This window comes from Rhodococcus sp. ARC_M6, assembly GCF_022810305.1.
Classification (GTDB): domain Bacteria; phylum Actinomycetota; class Actinomycetes; order Mycobacteriales; family Mycobacteriaceae; genus Rhodococcus_F.
The window spans coordinates 41,219-57,444 of sequence record NZ_JALGQH010000030.1; the positions used below are offsets into that span (position 1 = coordinate 41,219).

At 59.7% G+C, this 16,226-nt stretch carries 14 protein-coding genes and 1 tRNA gene; 9 read left to right on the top strand and 6 right to left on the bottom strand.

Features of this window, described 5'->3' with window-relative positions:
• Nucleotide 1: 1 nt before the first annotated feature.
• Nucleotides 2-328 (bottom strand): WhiB family transcriptional regulator, encoded by a 327-nt coding sequence (locus MTX36_RS23985; RefSeq protein WP_243622138.1) that lies wholly within the window; start codon nt 326-328, stop codon nt 2-4.
• Nucleotides 329-621: 293 nt separating this feature from the next.
• Here MTX36_RS23985 and MTX36_RS23990 point away from each other — a divergent pair, with 293 nt between their 5' ends.
• Complete coding sequence (locus MTX36_RS23990) at nt 622-2,931, top strand: transglycosylase domain-containing protein (RefSeq protein ID WP_308198247.1); 2,310 nt, start codon at nt 622-624, stop codon at nt 2,929-2,931.
• Nucleotides 2,932-3,000: 69 nt separating this feature from the next.
• Here MTX36_RS23990 and MTX36_RS23995 read toward each other — a convergent pair whose 3' ends face one another.
• Nucleotides 3,001-3,477: a GatB/YqeY domain-containing protein gene (locus tag MTX36_RS23995; protein WP_243622139.1), complete on the bottom strand. Its 477-nt coding sequence runs from the start codon at nt 3,475-3,477 to the stop codon at nt 3,001-3,003.
• 57 nt (nt 3,478-3,534) lie between these two features.
• Here MTX36_RS23995 and MTX36_RS24000 point away from each other — a divergent pair, with 57 nt between their 5' ends.
• From MTX36_RS24000 to MTX36_RS24010, 3 genes are all read left to right on the top strand, one after another.
• Nucleotides 3,535-4,503, top strand: a complete 969-nt coding sequence (locus MTX36_RS24000; protein WP_243622140.1) for a metallophosphoesterase — start codon at nt 3,535-3,537, stop codon at nt 4,501-4,503.
• A gap of 54 nt (nt 4,504-4,557) precedes the next feature.
• Nucleotides 4,558-4,631 (top strand) — tRNA-Pro (locus MTX36_RS24005).
• 129 nt (nt 4,632-4,760) lie between these two features.
• Nucleotides 4,761-5,084, top strand: a complete 324-nt coding sequence (locus tag MTX36_RS24010) for a hypothetical protein (protein ID WP_243622168.1) — start codon at nt 4,761-4,763, stop codon at nt 5,082-5,084.
• Here the strand turns inward: MTX36_RS24010 and MTX36_RS24015 are convergent.
• The 3 genes from MTX36_RS24015 to MTX36_RS24025 form a co-directional block, all read right to left on the bottom strand.
• Nucleotides 5,081-6,382, bottom strand: a complete 1,302-nt coding sequence (locus tag MTX36_RS24015) for a wax ester/triacylglycerol synthase family O-acyltransferase (RefSeq protein WP_243622141.1) — start codon at nt 6,380-6,382, stop codon at nt 5,081-5,083. The genes MTX36_RS24010 and MTX36_RS24015 overlap by 4 nt on opposite strands.
• Nucleotides 6,383-6,471: 89 nt before the next feature.
• Nucleotides 6,472-7,971: an SIR2 family protein gene (locus tag MTX36_RS24020; protein ID WP_243622142.1), complete on the bottom strand. Its 1,500-nt coding sequence runs from the start codon at nt 7,969-7,971 to the stop codon at nt 6,472-6,474.
• Between the two features lie 60 nt (nt 7,972-8,031).
• Nucleotides 8,032-9,603, bottom strand: a complete 1,572-nt coding sequence (locus MTX36_RS24025) for an acyl-CoA synthetase (RefSeq protein WP_243622143.1) — start codon at nt 9,601-9,603, stop codon at nt 8,032-8,034.
• 168 nt (nt 9,604-9,771) lie between these two features.
• Between MTX36_RS24025 and MTX36_RS24030 the strand changes: the two genes are divergently transcribed.
• The 5 genes from MTX36_RS24030 (at nt 9,772) to MTX36_RS24050 (ending at nt 14,393) form a co-directional block, all read left to right on the top strand.
• On the top strand, nt 9,772-10,803 hold the full coding sequence (locus MTX36_RS24030; protein ID WP_243622144.1) for an ABC transporter substrate-binding protein: 1,032 nt from the start codon (nt 9,772-9,774) through the stop codon (nt 10,801-10,803).
• A 209-nt stretch (nt 10,804-11,012) separates the two neighbouring features.
• Nucleotides 11,013-11,984, top strand: a complete 972-nt coding sequence (locus MTX36_RS24035; protein ID WP_243622145.1) for an ABC transporter substrate-binding protein — start codon at nt 11,013-11,015, stop codon at nt 11,982-11,984.
• Between the two features lie 44 nt (nt 11,985-12,028).
• Nucleotides 12,029-13,033, top strand: coding sequence for an iron ABC transporter permease (locus tag MTX36_RS24040; RefSeq protein WP_243622146.1), 1,005 nt, complete (start codon nt 12,029-12,031; stop codon nt 13,031-13,033).
• Nucleotides 13,033-13,878 carry a heme ABC transporter ATP-binding protein gene (locus tag MTX36_RS24045; RefSeq protein WP_243622147.1) on the top strand — a complete coding sequence of 282 codons (846 nt, stop codon included), beginning with the start codon at nt 13,033-13,035 and terminating at the stop codon, nt 13,876-13,878. Before MTX36_RS24040 ends, MTX36_RS24045 begins: the two co-directional genes overlap by 1 nt.
• Entirely contained in the window at nt 13,878-14,393 is a 516-nt protein-coding gene (locus MTX36_RS24050; protein ID WP_243622148.1) for a pyridoxamine 5'-phosphate oxidase family protein, read from the top strand. The genes MTX36_RS24045 and MTX36_RS24050 overlap by 1 nt, the downstream gene beginning before the upstream one ends.
• Before the next feature lie 50 nt (nt 14,394-14,443).
• Here the strand turns inward: MTX36_RS24050 and MTX36_RS24055 are convergent, their stop codons facing one another.
• A complete protein-coding gene (locus tag MTX36_RS24055) occupies nt 14,444-16,186 on the bottom strand; it encodes a cholesterol oxidase substrate-binding domain-containing protein (RefSeq protein ID WP_243622149.1) in 1,743 nt (580 codons plus the stop codon).
• Nucleotides 16,187-16,226 lie beyond the last annotated feature (40 nt).

Genomic DNA, 16,226 nt, shown 5'->3' on the forward strand with positions numbered 1-16,226 from the left:
TTCAAACGACGGCAGAATGCTGCTGACGCTGGCCTTCGAAGAATTCGGACCAGGAGTCGACGTCGGGGTGCTGTTTGAGGAGAGCGCGTCGCTGACGCTCCGTCATGCCGCCCCAAACCCCGAATTCGACGCGATTGTCGAGGGCGTCGGCGCCACACTGCATGAGGACCGGGCAATGCCGACAGATAGTTGCTGCCTTGCGCTGCGCAGCACCACGGACAAATAGCTGATCGGGGTCTACCTCGCGGCAGCGCGCCTGGGTTACCCAGGCAATGCGAGCCTCTGCTTGCTCGACGTCCAAACGGCTACTCGGGGTGGCTGTGTACATTCTGGTCCCCTTTTCAAAAGTCTGACCGTCGCCGTGGGGCGAGCAGCGCAACATCTCGGACTTCGCGATTATCACGACGAAAGCTGAGACACATTCGTGATCGGGTGTTACGTCGATCACATCGTTCACACAATTTAGGTAAAGAAGCGCCTACACGCAAGACGGATAACCGTATTTTTTGGTACGGCAGTACAAACCGGGTGTTCAGGACGTTTTGTGCATTAAAAAATTTCTAGAACCGTGTCCACTAGGTGGGCACACGTACTCTGTAGATCGTGTCGATTGCAAAAACAGTGGCGAAGCTCGCCGGAAGCTCCGCGTTGGCCGGGATACTCGTTGCCGGGGTGATGTTCCCCGTGGCTGGTGGACTCGGATTCGCGTCCAACAGAGCCGCAGATACCGTCGACAACGTCTCGGCGGAGTTGGTCGAAGGTACGGTTCCCGCGGTCTCGACGATGGTCGATTCAGCCGGCACTCCTATTGCCTGGCTGTACGACCAACGACGGTTCGAAGTCCCGAGCGACAAGATCGCCAACAACATGAAGTTGGCGATCGTCTCCATCGAGGACCGGCGATTCCCCGACCACAAGGGAGTCGACTGGCAGGGAACTATGCGCGCGTTCCTGACCAACACCACCTCCGGTGAAGTTCAGCAGGGCGCGTCGACCCTCGATCAGCAGTACGTGAAGAACTACCAACTGTTGGTCGTCGCGAAGACCGATGCCGAACGCCGCGCGGCGATCGAAACGACTCCGGCTCGAAAGATCCGTGAAATTCGTATGGCACTCACGTTGGACAAGGAACTCACGAAGGACGAGATCCTGACCCGCTACCTGAACCTGGTGCCGTTCGGCAACGGTTCTTTCGGCATCCAGGATGCTGCGCAGACCTACTTCGGAGTCAACGCCGCAGATCTGAGCGTCCCGCAGGCCGCGATGCTCGCCGGCATGGTTCAGTCCAGTTCGGCCCTGAACCCGTACACAAACGTCAAGGGTGTCACTGAGCGTCGCAACACTGTGCTCGACACGATGATCACCAACATTCCCGATCGCGCCGACGAATTCCGGGCGGCCAAAGCAGAGCCGTTGGGTGTCCTCGAGACCCCGAACAGCTTGCCTCGCGGATGCATCGCGGCCGGTGACCGCGGATTCTTCTGCGATTACGCACTCAAGTACCTCTCGGACGCGGGCATCAGCCGCGACCAGATCAATGAGGGCGGCTACCTCATCAAAACCACTCTCGACCCGACGGTTCAGGCGACCACGAAAGCCGGCCTCAACGCGAACGCGAAGGCCAACCTCGACGGCATCGCCAATGTCATGAGCGTGATTCGCCCGGGCCAGGATTCGCACAAGGTTCTCGCGATGGCCAGCAGCCGAACCTACGGTCTCGACGCCGATGCCAGTGAAACTGTTCAGGCTCAGCCGTATTCACTCTCCGGCGACGGAGCGGGTTCGGTATTCAAGGTCTTCACCACTGCCGCCGCTATGGAAAAGGGCCTCGGCATCGACTCCACCCTCGATGTTCCCCGACGATTCGACGCCAAGGGCTTCGGCAGTGGCGGTGCGGCCGGTTGCCCGGTGTCCACGTACTGCGTCGAGAACGTCGGCAACTACCCAGCGAAGCTGTCCGTGACGGACGCTCTTGCGCAGTCCCCCAACACCGCATTCGTGAAGCTCATCGTGGATACGGGTGTGACACCGACCGTCGACATGGCCGTGCGTCTGGGTATGCGCTCGTACGCGGAGCCCAACACGTCCGGGTTCGACGAACGCAGCATGGCCGACTTCCAGAAGGACCAGAACCTCGGTTCGTTCACACTTGGCCCCACATGGATCAACCCACTTGAATTGTCCAATGTCGCGGCAACTTTGGCGTCGCACGGCAAGTGGTGCCCGCCCAGTCCGATCGACTCCGTCGTCGACCGCAGTGGCAAGCCGATCACCGTCACCGAGCAGGGTTGCGAGCAGGTAGTCGAGCCCGGCCTGGCCGATACTCTCGCCAATGCCTTGAGCCGTGACGACGTCGGCGCCGGTACTTCTGCGGGCGCTGCGAGCAGTGCCGGGTGGAACCTGCCGATGTCCGGCAAGACCGGTACGACCGAGACGCACAAGTCGTCGGCATTTCTCGGATTCACCAACAATCTTGCCGCCGCCGTCTACATCTTCGGCGACTCGCCGACACCGGGTGAAATCTGCTCGAGCCCGCTACGTCCCTGTGGCAGCGGCAACCTGTACGGCGGTACCGAACCTGCGCGAAGTTGGTTCGCGGCAATGATGCCGGTGGCAAACAACTTCGGCCCGACGGCTTTGCCGCCGATCGATCCGAAGTACGCACGCGGATCTCAGAACGGGCAGGTCCCTGAAGTAGTCGGACTGAGCCAGTCTGCAGCAACGTCCCGACTGCAGGAATCCGGCTTCACCGTCAACCCGGTGACAACCGCCTCCAGTGTGCAAACCGGCACGGTAACCAGCGCATCACCATCCGGTTCGGCAGTACCCGGTTCCACGATCACGATCTACATCAGTGACGGATCGGTGCGAGCGCCCGCCCCGAATGCTCCGCCATCCGAGTCACCACCAGCAGAGACACCACCTCGGTAGTCACGCCTGACAAGAACGGCCGCTTTCCTCACAAGGAGGAAAGCGGCCGTTCTCGATTGCAAGTGATGTTTACAGACGCGACTTCACGGCAGAAGAGATACGTGCGCCGTCCGCCTTGCCCTTGGCCAAAGCGTTGGCCGCCTTGATGACCTGGCCCATCTGACGTATTCCCGGACGCTCACCGAGTTCCTCGGATACCTGAGCCATCGCGGTATCGACGACGTCGACGAGTTCTGCGTCGGTCAACGGCGTCGGTAGGTACTCGTCGATGATCTGAGCTTCTGCGCGCTCTTTCGCGGCAAGTTCACCGCGGCCGTTCTCGGTGTAAATTTCGGCGGCTTCTCCGCGCTTCTTCGCTTCCTTGGCAAGGACCTTGATGATTTCTTCGTCGGTGAGAACCCGGGCTTCCTTGCCTGCAACCTCTTCGGTCTGGACTGCTGCCATGAGCATCCGAAGGGTGGCGGTGCGGAGCGGATCCTTTGCCTTCATGGATGCGACCATGTCGGTACGGAGGGTGTCTTTGAGCGTTGCTGTCGTGTCGGACATGGGTGAAACGCTACGCGCACACCGCACCGTCCGTCCTCTTAGTTATATCCTTGACTGGTGTCTGACCAGTTCCGCACCAACCTGACCCGCACCGCACTTGGTGCCGCGGGCGTCGCTGCACTCGGAATCGGGTACGCATCCGGCATCGAACGCAATGCTTTTGCATTGCGTGAGGTGACAATGCCTGTACTCGCACCGGGTTCGTCCTCGCTGCGGGTTCTCCACCTCAGTGATCTCCACATGATGCCGAATCAGAGGTTGAAGCAGAACTGGTTGCGCGAACTCGAGAGCCTCGATCCCGACCTCGTCGTGAACACGGGTGACAACCTTTCGCATCAGCGCAGTGTCCCCGCAGTTGTTCAGGCACTCGGCGACCTTCTTGCACGTCCCGGCCTATTTGTCTTCGGCAGCAACGACTACTTCGCTCCGAAGCCGAAGAACCCGCTGAGCTACCTCTTCGACAAGAAGAAGCGCATCACCGGAGATCCGCTGCCCTGGGGAGACCTGCGGGCGGCCTTCACCGAACGCGGCTGGCTCGACGTGACGCACGTACGACGCGAACTCGAAGTATCGGGCATCAAGATCGCTACGGCAGGCGTCGACGACCCACATCTCAAGCGTGATCGCTACGACACCATCGCCGGGCCGCCCAATCCCCTGGCTGATCTGAAACTCGGTTTGACGCACTCCCCGGAACCTCGCGTACTCGATCGGTTTGCGGACGACGGTTATGACTTGGTTCTCGCCGGCCATACGCACGGTGGGCAACTCTGCCTGCCGTTCTACGGCGCTTTGGTGACCAACTGCGAGTTGGACCGTTCACGGGTCAAGGGTCCGTCCAAGTGGGGCGCTCACACCCAATTGCACGTCTCCGCGGGAATCGGAACGTCGCCGTGGGCACCGGTGCGATTCTGCTGCCGTCCCGAGGCAACTTTGTTGACGTTGATTCCTGCGCCGAGGCGCGAACCGGAGCACTCGTCCGCACGCAGCGATGCGCAGTCACAAGCACCAGTTTTACGCAACTGACCAGCGGATTTAATACCTGCCAACTTCGTGCTGTAAGCTAACCGAGGTTCGACACGGGGTGTGGCGCAGCTTGGTAGCGCGCTTCGTTCGGGACGAAGAGGTCGTGGGTTCAAATCCCGCCACCCCGACAGTGAAGAACTTGAAGAAGGCACTTTCTCCGCAAGGAGAAGGTGCCTTCTTTTGTTGTGAACGCCGGTTGGAACACTTTTGAGGTGCATTCTCGGGTGCGCTACCGTGCACTCGAGGAGTTGGTGACAGTGAGCAAGAACGAGGACTTCGCACACAACGACATAGCCAGCCGCAGTCGCCGAGAAAAGGCGCTGGGGTTGGCCAAGTTTGCGTGGGATCGAGGGATCACCGGCGCCGAACTGCTGGACATGCCCGACGATCGGTTGCGCAAACTCGCTCGGGCGGCGGACGCGAACCCCCCGAGCACCCGCGAGACCTGGACCATTGCGGCAGGGCTCGTCAACGAGAAGGATCAATGGGCGTCGACGCACCCCGATAGGCCGGAAGCGCAGCGAGCGCATCCCGACGAGAAGATCATGTGGGTGAAAAAGCCGATCGAGCCCTGGCTTTAGCCAGTCTTCTGCTTCTCCAGACACGCCAACACGCGGGCTGCGTTCTTCTCCAGAATCGCCGCATATTCACGGATATCGCCGGCATCCGGAGTGCCGCTCATCACCGAAATCGTGAGCACATCACCGACCGAATAAATTCCGTGGTTGAACGGACTCCGCGGAGACACGTACGGAAATGATGCGGTCAGCACGATTGTGGAATCACCCAAAGTCATGGTGGCCGGGCCGCGATTGACGCTGCTCGCCACTGTTCCCAATTTTGGCTCGCTCGCCAGCTTCGGGTTGACAGCGATTGCCGGAAGTTCGTATTGCAGCGCGCGTACCGCTCGGAAAGCATCGGGAAATCCGGCTTTACCCTTCACATTATTTTCCGTGATGGCAACGATTCGGTCCGCGGGATCTTCTTTGTCCATCGCCAAATCGATGTGATAGCAACCCATGTGGTTCTGGCCGCGCACATCGGCGTCGACTGGCGCTCCAGCCATCACTTGCATTGACCGTGGACTCTTGTCGCCGAAATGCTCTTCCAACGAGAGGGAAATAATCGTCTGAGCGACGCTAGTTACCGTCGCTCCGGGCCAGAACCCCTTGACGTCTCGGATCTGCCTCAGGTCAAGCGCGATTGCTGCAGCCGACCGCTGGCCCGAAAATGTCACAGCCCCGCCGCCAGAAATTGGGGCATCGTGTTTTCTCGTCTCCGGTAACGCGCGAAATGCGCGGATGTATTGCCGCGGAGTGCAGAGCAACCCTTTGACCGACGACCACCAGGGGTTCGGCGCCGTCAGTTCCGGAACAAACTCTGGAAGAGGCTTCGACGAAAACAGATCCTGAACAATGACGTTGTACACACGACCGTCACCCATCGCATGTGACGCTTTCAGAATCACCGCAGTGGCCTCGCCCTGCACACCAGGCGCGTCACGAATGCCTCGGACGACGTGCAGACGCCACAGACTTTCGTAGGGGTCGACGATCTGTGCGGCAATCTCGCTGAAGTATTCAAAAGTACCGTCCCACGAAGATATTTCGGTGTTGTCCTCGATATGGTCGGCGATGTCGAACGGTTTCGTGTCGATCCAGTACGGAAAATTTAATCTGCCGGGAACCCTGGTCAGCGTCCATCGCAATTCAGGAATTTTCGACGCTCGATCTCCGAGAAAATCGAGTAGTTCCGACTTACCCAACGGAATCGAAGTTCCCGAATCGAACAAGAAGATCGTCAGAACATCCGTCGATCGATTCACGACATTGGCAGCAATCAATTCGAAATCAACCGAAGTCAGTTGGTTCGTAGGCATAGTTGCATCTCCGACACGGTAAACAGCAATGGGGCAAATAGACCATAAACGCTCCCCATTGCTACCGCGAATTAGCTACACGAAACCGCCTACGGTTTAGCGCCCAACTCGATAAGCGCAGACTCCAGAGTTCGCCAGCGATCTCGACTTTCGGATGGCAGTTTGCCGATGATCTTTGAGGCGTCGCGCAATGCGTCAGCCAATTTGACCTCGTCGCCGTCCAGTAAACCCCGGTAGTTCGTATCCAAGAGATACGGGGCGTCCACGCTGGTCAGAATCGACACGCTGTCGAGTAGGATCTCCAGATCGCGCGCCGCAGTGGCATCGTCTTCGGCCTTCGAAGCGGCGACGTAGTCGAAATCGCCCCGCCACAGCGCAGTCCGCAACGTGTCATTCCGCAGCGTGATCACAGTCCCCAACGAGCGCTGACGACTATGCCGCTCATTGAGCGCAAGGACTTCATGAGCCAAGCGAAGCACGTTGTCATCTGTCATGGACGCTCCCACAACTATCAAGTGACCAGTAGCCATGAGGGACTGAACAATTGATCCCAACGGACGCCGTTCAGCGTCATACCTGACGAAGTCTCGTCGACTCAGCACTATGCTGGACGGGTCTGAAATATCGCCGTGCAACTTCAGAATCCAGGGCCGATCGGCAGTAACCTCACCTCGAGGGAGTACGGCTATCGAACCTGCGCCGTGTGCTGATTCAAAGGCTTTCTCGTATAGCGAGTCATAGTTTGTAGTAACAACTTTCGAGACTGCAAGGGAAGACAGCAGGCAGTGCGCCAACGTCGGCTTGACATCCCGATCACCCGTCAACTCGGCGACGCGCTCGCCCAGTTGGTCCGGCTCCATCGACTTCGACAACAGTTGCGCGCGATCCAAAACCCCCAAGAGCGCGAAATCTTCGGTGCTCATCTCAGGAAGAACATCGCTTCGAATCGTCTCGAGAAGCCCGTCCCACGTCGGTAAGCCCGCAGGAATGCTGACTCCGGCACCCAGTAGCAGTGAAACATCTCCCGCTTGCAACTTGTCGGCAAGTTCCTGAACATGCAGTGGCACACCGACATTACGCAGGTGGACACGCCGAACCGATTGATAGGCGGCATAGTCGGAATTGTTCGCGACCACAAAGACGATATCGAAGTCGTACTTCGCCGCACATGAAGTTGCCGCCTCAACCAATGCCTTGATGACCTGACCGCGAACCATTCCCTGCCCGCCCAATCCCACGCCAAAGGTCGGCAACGCGATCAGCGGCTTGATTCGACGACCACCGGGCTCGATTCCGGTTGCCGCAATCGCGTCGAGAACATCGTGAACACCGTCCACCAGCCAGGACACCGAAATCCGCGAAGCGACGTTCAACAACCAAACGGGGCGCCCATCCTTCGGAAATGACCGAATTCGACCGGCGCCAGGCGGCGCCTGGTCCACGGGCCCAGTGATACCGAGGACTGGCCACCAATGATCACGTGGCACAAAACTGCCACTCGTCGATACCACTGCAGCATCCCAGTCCACCGATTCGAGTCGGCCTCGGACTACAAACACATGACCGGCACTCGCATCATTCTCAGCCATACGCGACTCCCCAACTCCGTCACTCGATGCAGTGGTACTTCACGAGCTCCTAGGCAGAAGTTACACGCCGGCGACAATCTCCCCCGCGAGGGTTTCCTTCGCCCAGCGGTAGTCGGCTTTACCGCTCGGGGAGCGCAGGATGGTCGGAACCAGAACTATGGAACGCGGAATCTTGTACCCCGCAACGTGAATACGGCAGTGCTCGGACAGTGCACCCAGTTCTACGTCTTCGAAACCGGGTCGGACCTGAACGACAGCCGCCACTTTTTCACCGAATCGCGCATCGGGTGCGCCGGCAACCAGAGCGTCGAAAACCGCCGGATGGGTTTTCAGTGCCTGCTCCACTTCTTCGGGGTAAATCTTCTCCCCGCCGGAGTTGATGCACATGGAACCGCGGCCGAGAAGCACGATCGAACCGTCGGCTTCGATCGTGCCCATGTCTCCGGGCACAGCCATCCGGACGCCGTCGATGACGGGGAATGTCGCGGCTGATTTCACCGGATCTTCGAAGTAGGCCAGAGGAACATGCCCTACCCTCGCGATGTAGCCGACGGTGTCGGATCCCGGCTCGATGCGGCGGAACTCTTCGTCGACCAGAATCATGTTGGGGTTGGAGCGAATTCGTCGAATTCCGTCCTCCCCGAATTCGAGGACGCCGTCATGGCCGGATTCGGAAGCACCGAATGTATCCTTGATGACCAACCCGGGGAACCGGGCCTTCAATTCTTCCTTGAGGTTCAAGGAGAACAGTGCGCCGCCGGATCCGATCATCTTCAGCGTCGAGAGATCGTATTTGCCATCCGATGCCGCAATCGCATCGGCGATGGGACGGGCGATGGCGTCGCCGACAACCGTGATTCCGGAGATCTTCTCAGCTTCGATGAGACGGGGTACGTCAGCCGGATCGAAGCCTCGCGTCAGCACTCGTGGCGCTGCCATCAGGAACGCTGCGAGAAGTGAGTAGATGGCGGCGCCGTGCATGAGAGGCGGAATAAGCAGGAGCACAACAGGATTGGTGTTCGCAACGGCTGCAGCGACCACTTCTTCGACACTGAGAAGCGGCGGACCACCGAAGTTCGCGCCGCCGAGAGCCGCGAGGTAGAAGTCTTCCTGGCGCCAGACAACACCCTTGGGCATGCCCGTCGTGCCACCGGTGTAGATGACAAAATGGTCGTCGCCGGAGCGAGGACCGAAATCCCGTACGTCCGACGCCGCAGCCAAGGCGCTCTCATACTCGTCCCCCACGACAAGAATGTTCTGAATCGCTGGGCATTTTGCTACGACTGCCCGCGCAAGCGGTGCGAACTCGCTCTCGACCAGCAGTGCCACCATCTTCGAGTTGGTGTAGACGTACTCGAGTTCAACGTCGGTGTAGCGGAAGTTGACGTTGATCGGAACGGCCCTGATCTTCATGCAAGCCAGAAGCGCCTCAACGTATTCCGCACAGTTCCGCATGTGAATTCCGACGTGCTGTCCCGGTTCGACGCCAACGGACTGAAGGTGATGCGCCAATCGATTGGCCCGTTGTTCGAGTTCTCGATAGGTGAAACGTTGACCCTCGAGAATCAGCGGCGTGCGATCAGGAATTGCATCGGCCACAGCCTCGAACAGATCGGCCACGTTCAGGGTCATCGGATTCCTCACTACATGCGTCTTCGCTTACTTGCACAGGTCTTTCGCGAAGCTAACACGTTCGCTGACGCAGTGACGGTGAATTGCGTCAGGATGTCCGACCAACGGGAGAAATCATGTACTCGATGCAATTGCGAGTCAATTTTGCCGAAAGGCTACCCTAACCTAATGTACTTACGCTCTCCGCTCCGGAACCGACGTTCGGTCCGCATCGCCATGGTCGCCCTGGCGACTGTTTTTGCCGCAACCTCCTGCGGAACTTCCGACGCCGGTAGCAACGCGAACGGAAATACCGACGTCGCGACCGGCGGCCAGCTGTTCAGCACCGCCGACTCGGAAACGGCGAAGCTCGGCAGTGACGCTGCACCCGGGGAATTCCCTCGCACCGTCAAGCACGCATTGGGCGAGACCACCCTCGACGCCAAGCCGTCGCGCGTCATCGTCCTCGACAGCGGCGAATTGGACGAAGTACTTTCGCTCGGAATCACCCCGGTAGGCATGGCCAGCCCGGAAAGCGCGGCGGGCCAGCCGTCGTACCTCGCCGACAAGTTGGTGGGTGTCCCTGATGTGGGTACGACCAACAATCTCAATCTCGAGGCCATCACAGCACTGAAGCCCGATCTGATTCTCGGTAGCAAGTTGCGCCAGGACAAGCTGTACCCACAGCTGTCCGCGATCGCTCCGACAGTGTTCAGCATCCGTCCCGGATTCCCGTGGAAGGAAAACTTCATCCTTGCCGGCGACGCGTTGGGTGAGGAAACGAAGGCGCAGCAGGTCCTCAACGGCTACCAGGCACATGCCGATCAGGTTCGTGAGTCGATCGACGGTTCACCGACCATCTCCCTGGTCCGCTTCATGTCCGGCAAGTTGCGCCTCTACGGCAACTTGTCCTTCATCGGTGTCATCCTGAAGGACGTCGGACTCCCCCGCCCGGCCGTTCAGGATATCGACGAACTCGCAGTCGAGGTCAGCCCGGAAACCATCACCGAAGCCGAGGGTGATCGAATCTTCTACTCCAGCTACGGGAAACCAGCCGATACCGGTCAGGCAACCGTGGTCGCCGGACCGTTGTGGGCGAGCATGAATGCCGTCAAGGAAGGTCGCGCCACCGAGGTGAGCGACGAGACCTGGTTCCTGGGCCTCGGTCCGACCGGTGCCGGCCTGGTTCTCGACGACCTGCAGGCAAAGCTCGGCAAGTAGCTCCACTGAAGACAAGGCCGCCGTTCGACTCTCGGGAGTCGAGCGGCGGTCGTGCTTTCTCGAAGCGAGCACCGTTCCAGCGTTCGGTTGTCCTTTACTTCCGATTTGACAATTTAAGGCACAATACTGGACGCTCTGTTTAGCCTAACCTCACTGTGGTTAGGCTGACTTAATTCCTGGCCTCGTTTCCCACCAAGGAGTGCACTGCTGTGCGATACCGTCCCGCGTCGATAGCGTCACTACTTGTCAGCCTGGCTCTTGTCAGCGGAGCGACCGCTTGCGGAACCGATACTCCGGTGACCGCGGAAACTGCTGCCGCATCGGCGACCACAACCACATCCTCGGCAGCGAACGCCGCCGCAGTTGATGCGTTGGTCGCCCAGTTCCCCGCAACTCCGCCGAAAACCGTCGTAGCGGCCTCTGTTCCTCTGGCTGAGGTTCTCACTTTGCTGGAAATTCCGGTCGCCGGTGTTCCGTCGACGACGACGCAGCAGCTTCCCGCCGCTCTCAACGATGTGCCGCGCATCGGCTCGACCATGGCGCCGGATGTGGAAAAGATCATCAAGCTTTCCCCCGATCTGGTGATCGCTGCGGAAACCTCGCGCAGCACGATCGAAGCCAGCTTGGCCTCCACCACCACGCCGGCTGCGTTCCTCGAGACCGACAGCTTCGGCGATCTGAAGCTCGCCGTCGAGGTGTTGGGCGAAGCCTTCGACAAGCAAGCCGAAGCCGACAAGATTCTCGCATCGATGACTGCAAACGAGTCAGCGCTTGCAACAGCCGGTGCCGCGACCGATGCTCCGAAGGTTCTGGTTCTGATCGGCGCCACGGATTCCTTCATGGTGATGAACAACAACTCGTTCATGGGTAGCCTCATCGAGCTTTCCGGGGCCGACAACATTGCGGTGTCGGCGCTCGGGGTGAAGGAAACCTACAGTGCCGTGAATCTGGAGAACATCATCGCGGCAGCGCCGGACGTGGTCCTGGTCCTGCGATCGGGCAATGTCGCCGAGGGACAAGCGGCCTTCGACGCCGAGGTCGCGAAGAACGCTGCCTGGAAGAGCCTGCCTGCGTACGCCGATGATCGCATTCACGTACTGGACTACGCGACCTTCGGCTACACCTCGGTCGGCCAGCTCGACAAGGCCGTCCCCACACTCACCGGACTGCTTTACCCGTGACCACTTCCACTTCACCTCCGGTGAGCTCTCGCTCTGCCGTACCCGTGAGCAGTCCGTCAGCGCCTACTCGCCAGCGCGCGAAGTGGGCACTCCCCACGGCTTGGATCCTGCTCGGAGTAGTTGCGCTGGTCAGCCTCGGCCTCGGCAGTGTGCAGATTTCCCCCGCCGAGATCATCGCGGTTTTGACGGGCAGCAATGACAGCGCCTCCCTCAGCACAATTCTGTGGGATGTGCGGTTGCCGCGCGTTCTGCTCGCACTGTTGGTGGGGGCCAGCATTGCGGTGTCAGGAGCACTGCTTCAAACGGTGATGGGAAACCCGTTGGCCGATCCCGGACTGACCGGAGTCACCAGCGGCGCTGCGGCTCTCGTTCTCGTCATTCTGCTGGCCGCGCCGAGTTACAGCTCGATGATTCCCTTTGCAGCCTTTGCCGGCGGCGCGATTGCTGCAACAATCGTCTACGCCTTGGCTTGGCGCCGTGAAGGGATCAAGCCACTGAACATCATTCTGGCCGGAGTCGCAGTCAACGCCCTTGCCGGTGCGTTCATTGCTTTCCTGTCGCTTCGCTACAGCGATCGACTTCCCGCAGCAATCCAGTGGATGAACGGAAGTCTCGCCGCGAAAGGAATGAACTCGGTCTGGATGATCCTGCCCTACACCATAATTGGGCTGCTGATCTCTCTTCTGTGCATTCGTTCGGCAAACATCATGCGATTGGGTGACGACGTCGCGCGCAACCTGGGTGAAGGCGTCAACCTCACCCGCATCATGCTGTCGTTGGTCGCCGTATTCCTGGCCGCGATCGCGGTGGCCGCAGTCGGGATCATCGGTTTCGTGGGCTTGGTCGTACCGCACATCGCCCGAATGATCGTGGGATCGAATCACGCAGTGCTCATTCCGATGAGTATTGCGGTCGGCGCTCTGCTGGTTTTGGTCTCCGACACAATGGGCCGAACCATTTTCAGTCCCACAGAGATTCCCGCCGGAATCATCATGGCGGCAATTGGAGCCCCTTACTTTCTCTACCTCATGCGCAGGCAGGGGATCTGATGCGAGAGAGTGCAGTGACTCTGCTCGAAGCGCGCGACGTGAGTGTTTGTTACGGCGAAACCCGTGTGGTGAACAATGTTTCGCTGACGGTGGGATCGAACGAGGTTGTCACCCTAATCGGCCCCAACGGGTCGGGAAAATCGACCGTCATGAAAGCGCTGAGCGGTCAGCTCGCTCCTCGCTCCGGAGTGGTTCGCCTCGAAGGATCCGACATGTCGTCGTGGTCTTTGCGTCGGCGCGCCCGGGCAATCGGAATGCTCAACCAGAAGAACACGGCGCCGACGGATATGACGGTGCGCGAACTGGTCGGCTACGGGCGGCACCCTCATCATCGCTGGTATCAGCGGCCCACCGAAGAGGACAGCGAAGCAGTCGACTGGGCGATAGCTCATACCGAGCTCAAGAAGCTGGCGGATCGTCTTGTCTCGCAACTCTCCGGCGGAGAAGCGCAGCGGGCGTGGCTCGCAATGGTGCTTGCCCAGCGACCCCAGGTTCTGCTCCTCGACGAGCCTACGACGTACCTCGATATTGCTCATCAGCATGAGGTTCTCGAGGTGGTCACATCGTTGAACCGCACGTTGGGAATTGCCGTGTTGATGGTGCTGCACGACCTCAATCAGGCGTCGACGTTCAGTGATCGCATAGTCGCCCTCTCGACGGGACAGGTTGTTGCCGAGGGCACACCCGGCGAGGTGCTGACTCCCGATCTGATTCGTGAGGTGTACGGCATGGAAGCCGAGGTGGAGGAGCATCCCCTCACCGCCCGCCCCCGAATCCACTTGGTTCGACGGCAATGGAATGTCGCCGAGCCCGCCATCCCGATGTACACACCCGAGGAGAACTAATGCTGTCCGATGCAGAACATGTAAAGGCTCTGGACGCCTACCGCGCCTTTCTCTCCGAACGCAAAACCGTTGTCATCTCGACGAAGGACGAAAACGGCGAACCGTTCCTGTCGATCGTTCCTTTTGCCATTCAAGAGGATTCGCTCTACGTCTACGTGAGCGAGATCGCGGATCACTACACTTACCTGCACAATGCCGAGACTGCCTGCGTCTTGATCCACGGCGGCGAAAGCGAATCTGCCAATCTCTTCGGCATTGAACGAGCTCGCTTCGACTGCATCGTCACGGAGTGCGTGGAAGAAGGCCACGACGATGTGTTCGAAAGGCTCGGAGCCCGAACGAACGCCAAGATGGTCGACCTGCTTCGCACCCTGGACTTCCACCTCTTCCGTCTGACGCCGCAAAAGGGACGCTACGTTGTCGGTTTCGGCAAGGCTTTCGACGTGAGCTTCGACGGCAGTCGTTTCGACCATGTTGTCATCGACAAGAAGCCTGCCGTTGCAGAAAGCAACTGACACAACATTTTTTGAACTGTTGCCCAGCTCTCCGTCGAGCTGGGCAACAGTCATTTTCGGGGCATGAACTGGTCGATGAACGAGTTACTGAAGATTCGATGCGGGTCGTACTTGTCGAGGGTCGCGAGGGCGAAGTCCCAGTTTCCGTCGCCACCGGCTTCAAAGGTGGCGGGAACTGTGCGAGTGAGGAATTCGTCGTCCTGATACGCCGCGTTTTCGGTGAATGCCCATCCCTTCGACCATTCGGGCCGAAAGGTGGCGTAATCCCCGGAATAGGTTGCCACCATCCATCTTTCCATCTCGCGCAGGAACGCGGACAGTCCCGGCGTGCCGGGAATCGACACCACGTTCATCCAAATCGCGGTATCCCAGTCACTGCGATCTGCACGCGGACGCACTGCGGAAAGGTCTGGCGCACCGGCACTGTCGACCATCACGTCGCATTGATCATCGACACCACACAACCGCACTTCGAACGGCATGTTGACAGGATACTGCCCCAGCGAGGCGTAGTGCGTCATCCGCTCGTTGAGCCAACTCGTCATCTCGTGGATGACGCGGCCAATGTTGGACCGCTTGGTGATAACGGCGCCGCCCCCGGCTACGACGCGTAAAGTTGTGTGCCGCAGGTAGAACAGGACGTCCTTGGACCATCCCCACAGGTCGTCGGTATCGGTGAGCACCAATCCTGCTGCGACAGCGCCGAACTGTGATGCTCCGAATACCGGCGTAGCGCCCTGCAGTCCCTTGGCCACCATACCCAGCGGCGTGGTCACTTCTTCGGGTATCGCATCGGAGAAGAAATAGTTGTACGGCCCGTGCACCTCTCGCGATTCGGGAGGCTTTACGGGTGTCGGGGTCCAGACTTTCAGCCACGGAGTGGCCGTGAAAGGGAACCAGATCGCTTCGACGCGGCCGGACGTTTCGACAAAACTCTCGTAGGTGCGGCCCGGCGATCCTGGGGGCGCAAAGAGTTCCTGCCAGGGGATATCGGTGTAACTCTGGCAACGCAATCGGTAGTTCTCACCGGCCTGCAAGGTGACGGATGTGACGAAGGTGCGTCCGAGGTGGGTCAGGAAGGCGGTGCTCTCGACATCGGATCGCTTGAATTCTCGCAACTGGTAACTGTTCTCGGATGCGTCCCAGGCCACCACGGTGATCGTGGTGATGAGATTGCTCAGGGATCCGTACGACTGACCGGGCGTAATCGTCTCGCCGGCAGCCGGGTACGTGGCTCCGTGCGCTCCGATCGCGAGGGCGCCCGCGATCGAGAGTTCTCCGATGGCCGGGGCATTGGCCCATCCGAGTCCTTGCTCTTGGAGCGCCGAGAGGATCTTTTCGATACTCGCGCCCGCGCCGGCGGTGACGGTTGCCGGCGCGCCAGGTTGTACCGCAACCGAATTCAGATGGACCATGGTATCCACGAGTAGTACGCGATCAACCGATGCTCCGGGAACAACTGTCAGCGGACTCCAGCCGTGCATGGTGCCGCGCGCCCGCACCGTGTACCCGTGCTGATGCGCCCAGTTGGAGAGAATCACAACGTCATCCGCGCTTCGAGCGGTTGCCGTCCAGACGCTGTCGAGAACAATTTCCTTGGACCAGTTGACGTACGCCTGCTGCGACAGCGGAATGCCGGCCGGAAACTCGGGTGGAGGGGCGAGTGTGGACTGCGGACCCCACGGAACCGCTCCGGCCGGCGCCCAGGAAACACTCGCAACCGCGACGGCGCCGACTCCCGCTGCGAGAAATCCTCGCCGGCTTACCGAACCGAACTTTGCATCTTGCGCCACTGCCCACTCGTCTCTGCCGACTCGGACTCTGTCAGGGACG

Coding starts and splice junctions, on each gene's coding strand:
- MTX36_RS23985 (WP_243622138.1), bottom strand. CDS start 328: ATGTACACAGCCACCCCGAGTAGCCGTTTGGACGTCGAGCAAGCAGAG.
- MTX36_RS23995 (WP_243622139.1), bottom strand. CDS start 3,477: ATGTCCGACACGACAGCAACGCTCAAAGACACCCTCCGTACCGACATG.
- MTX36_RS24015 (WP_243622141.1), bottom strand. CDS start 6,382: ATGCCTACGAACCAACTGACTTCGGTTGATTTCGAATTGATTGCTGCC.
- MTX36_RS24020 (WP_243622142.1), bottom strand. CDS start 7,971: ATGGCTGAGAATGATGCGAGTGCCGGTCATGTGTTTGTAGTCCGAGGC.
- MTX36_RS24025 (WP_243622143.1), bottom strand. CDS start 9,603: ATGACCCTGAACGTGGCCGATCTGTTCGAGGCTGTGGCCGATGCAATT.
- MTX36_RS24030 (WP_243622144.1), top strand. CDS start 9,772: ATGTACTTACGCTCTCCGCTCCGGAACCGACGTTCGGTCCGCATCGCC.
- MTX36_RS24045 (WP_243622147.1), top strand. CDS start 13,033: ATGCGAGAGAGTGCAGTGACTCTGCTCGAAGCGCGCGACGTGAGTGTT.
- MTX36_RS24050 (WP_243622148.1), top strand. CDS start 13,878: ATGCTGTCCGATGCAGAACATGTAAAGGCTCTGGACGCCTACCGCGCC.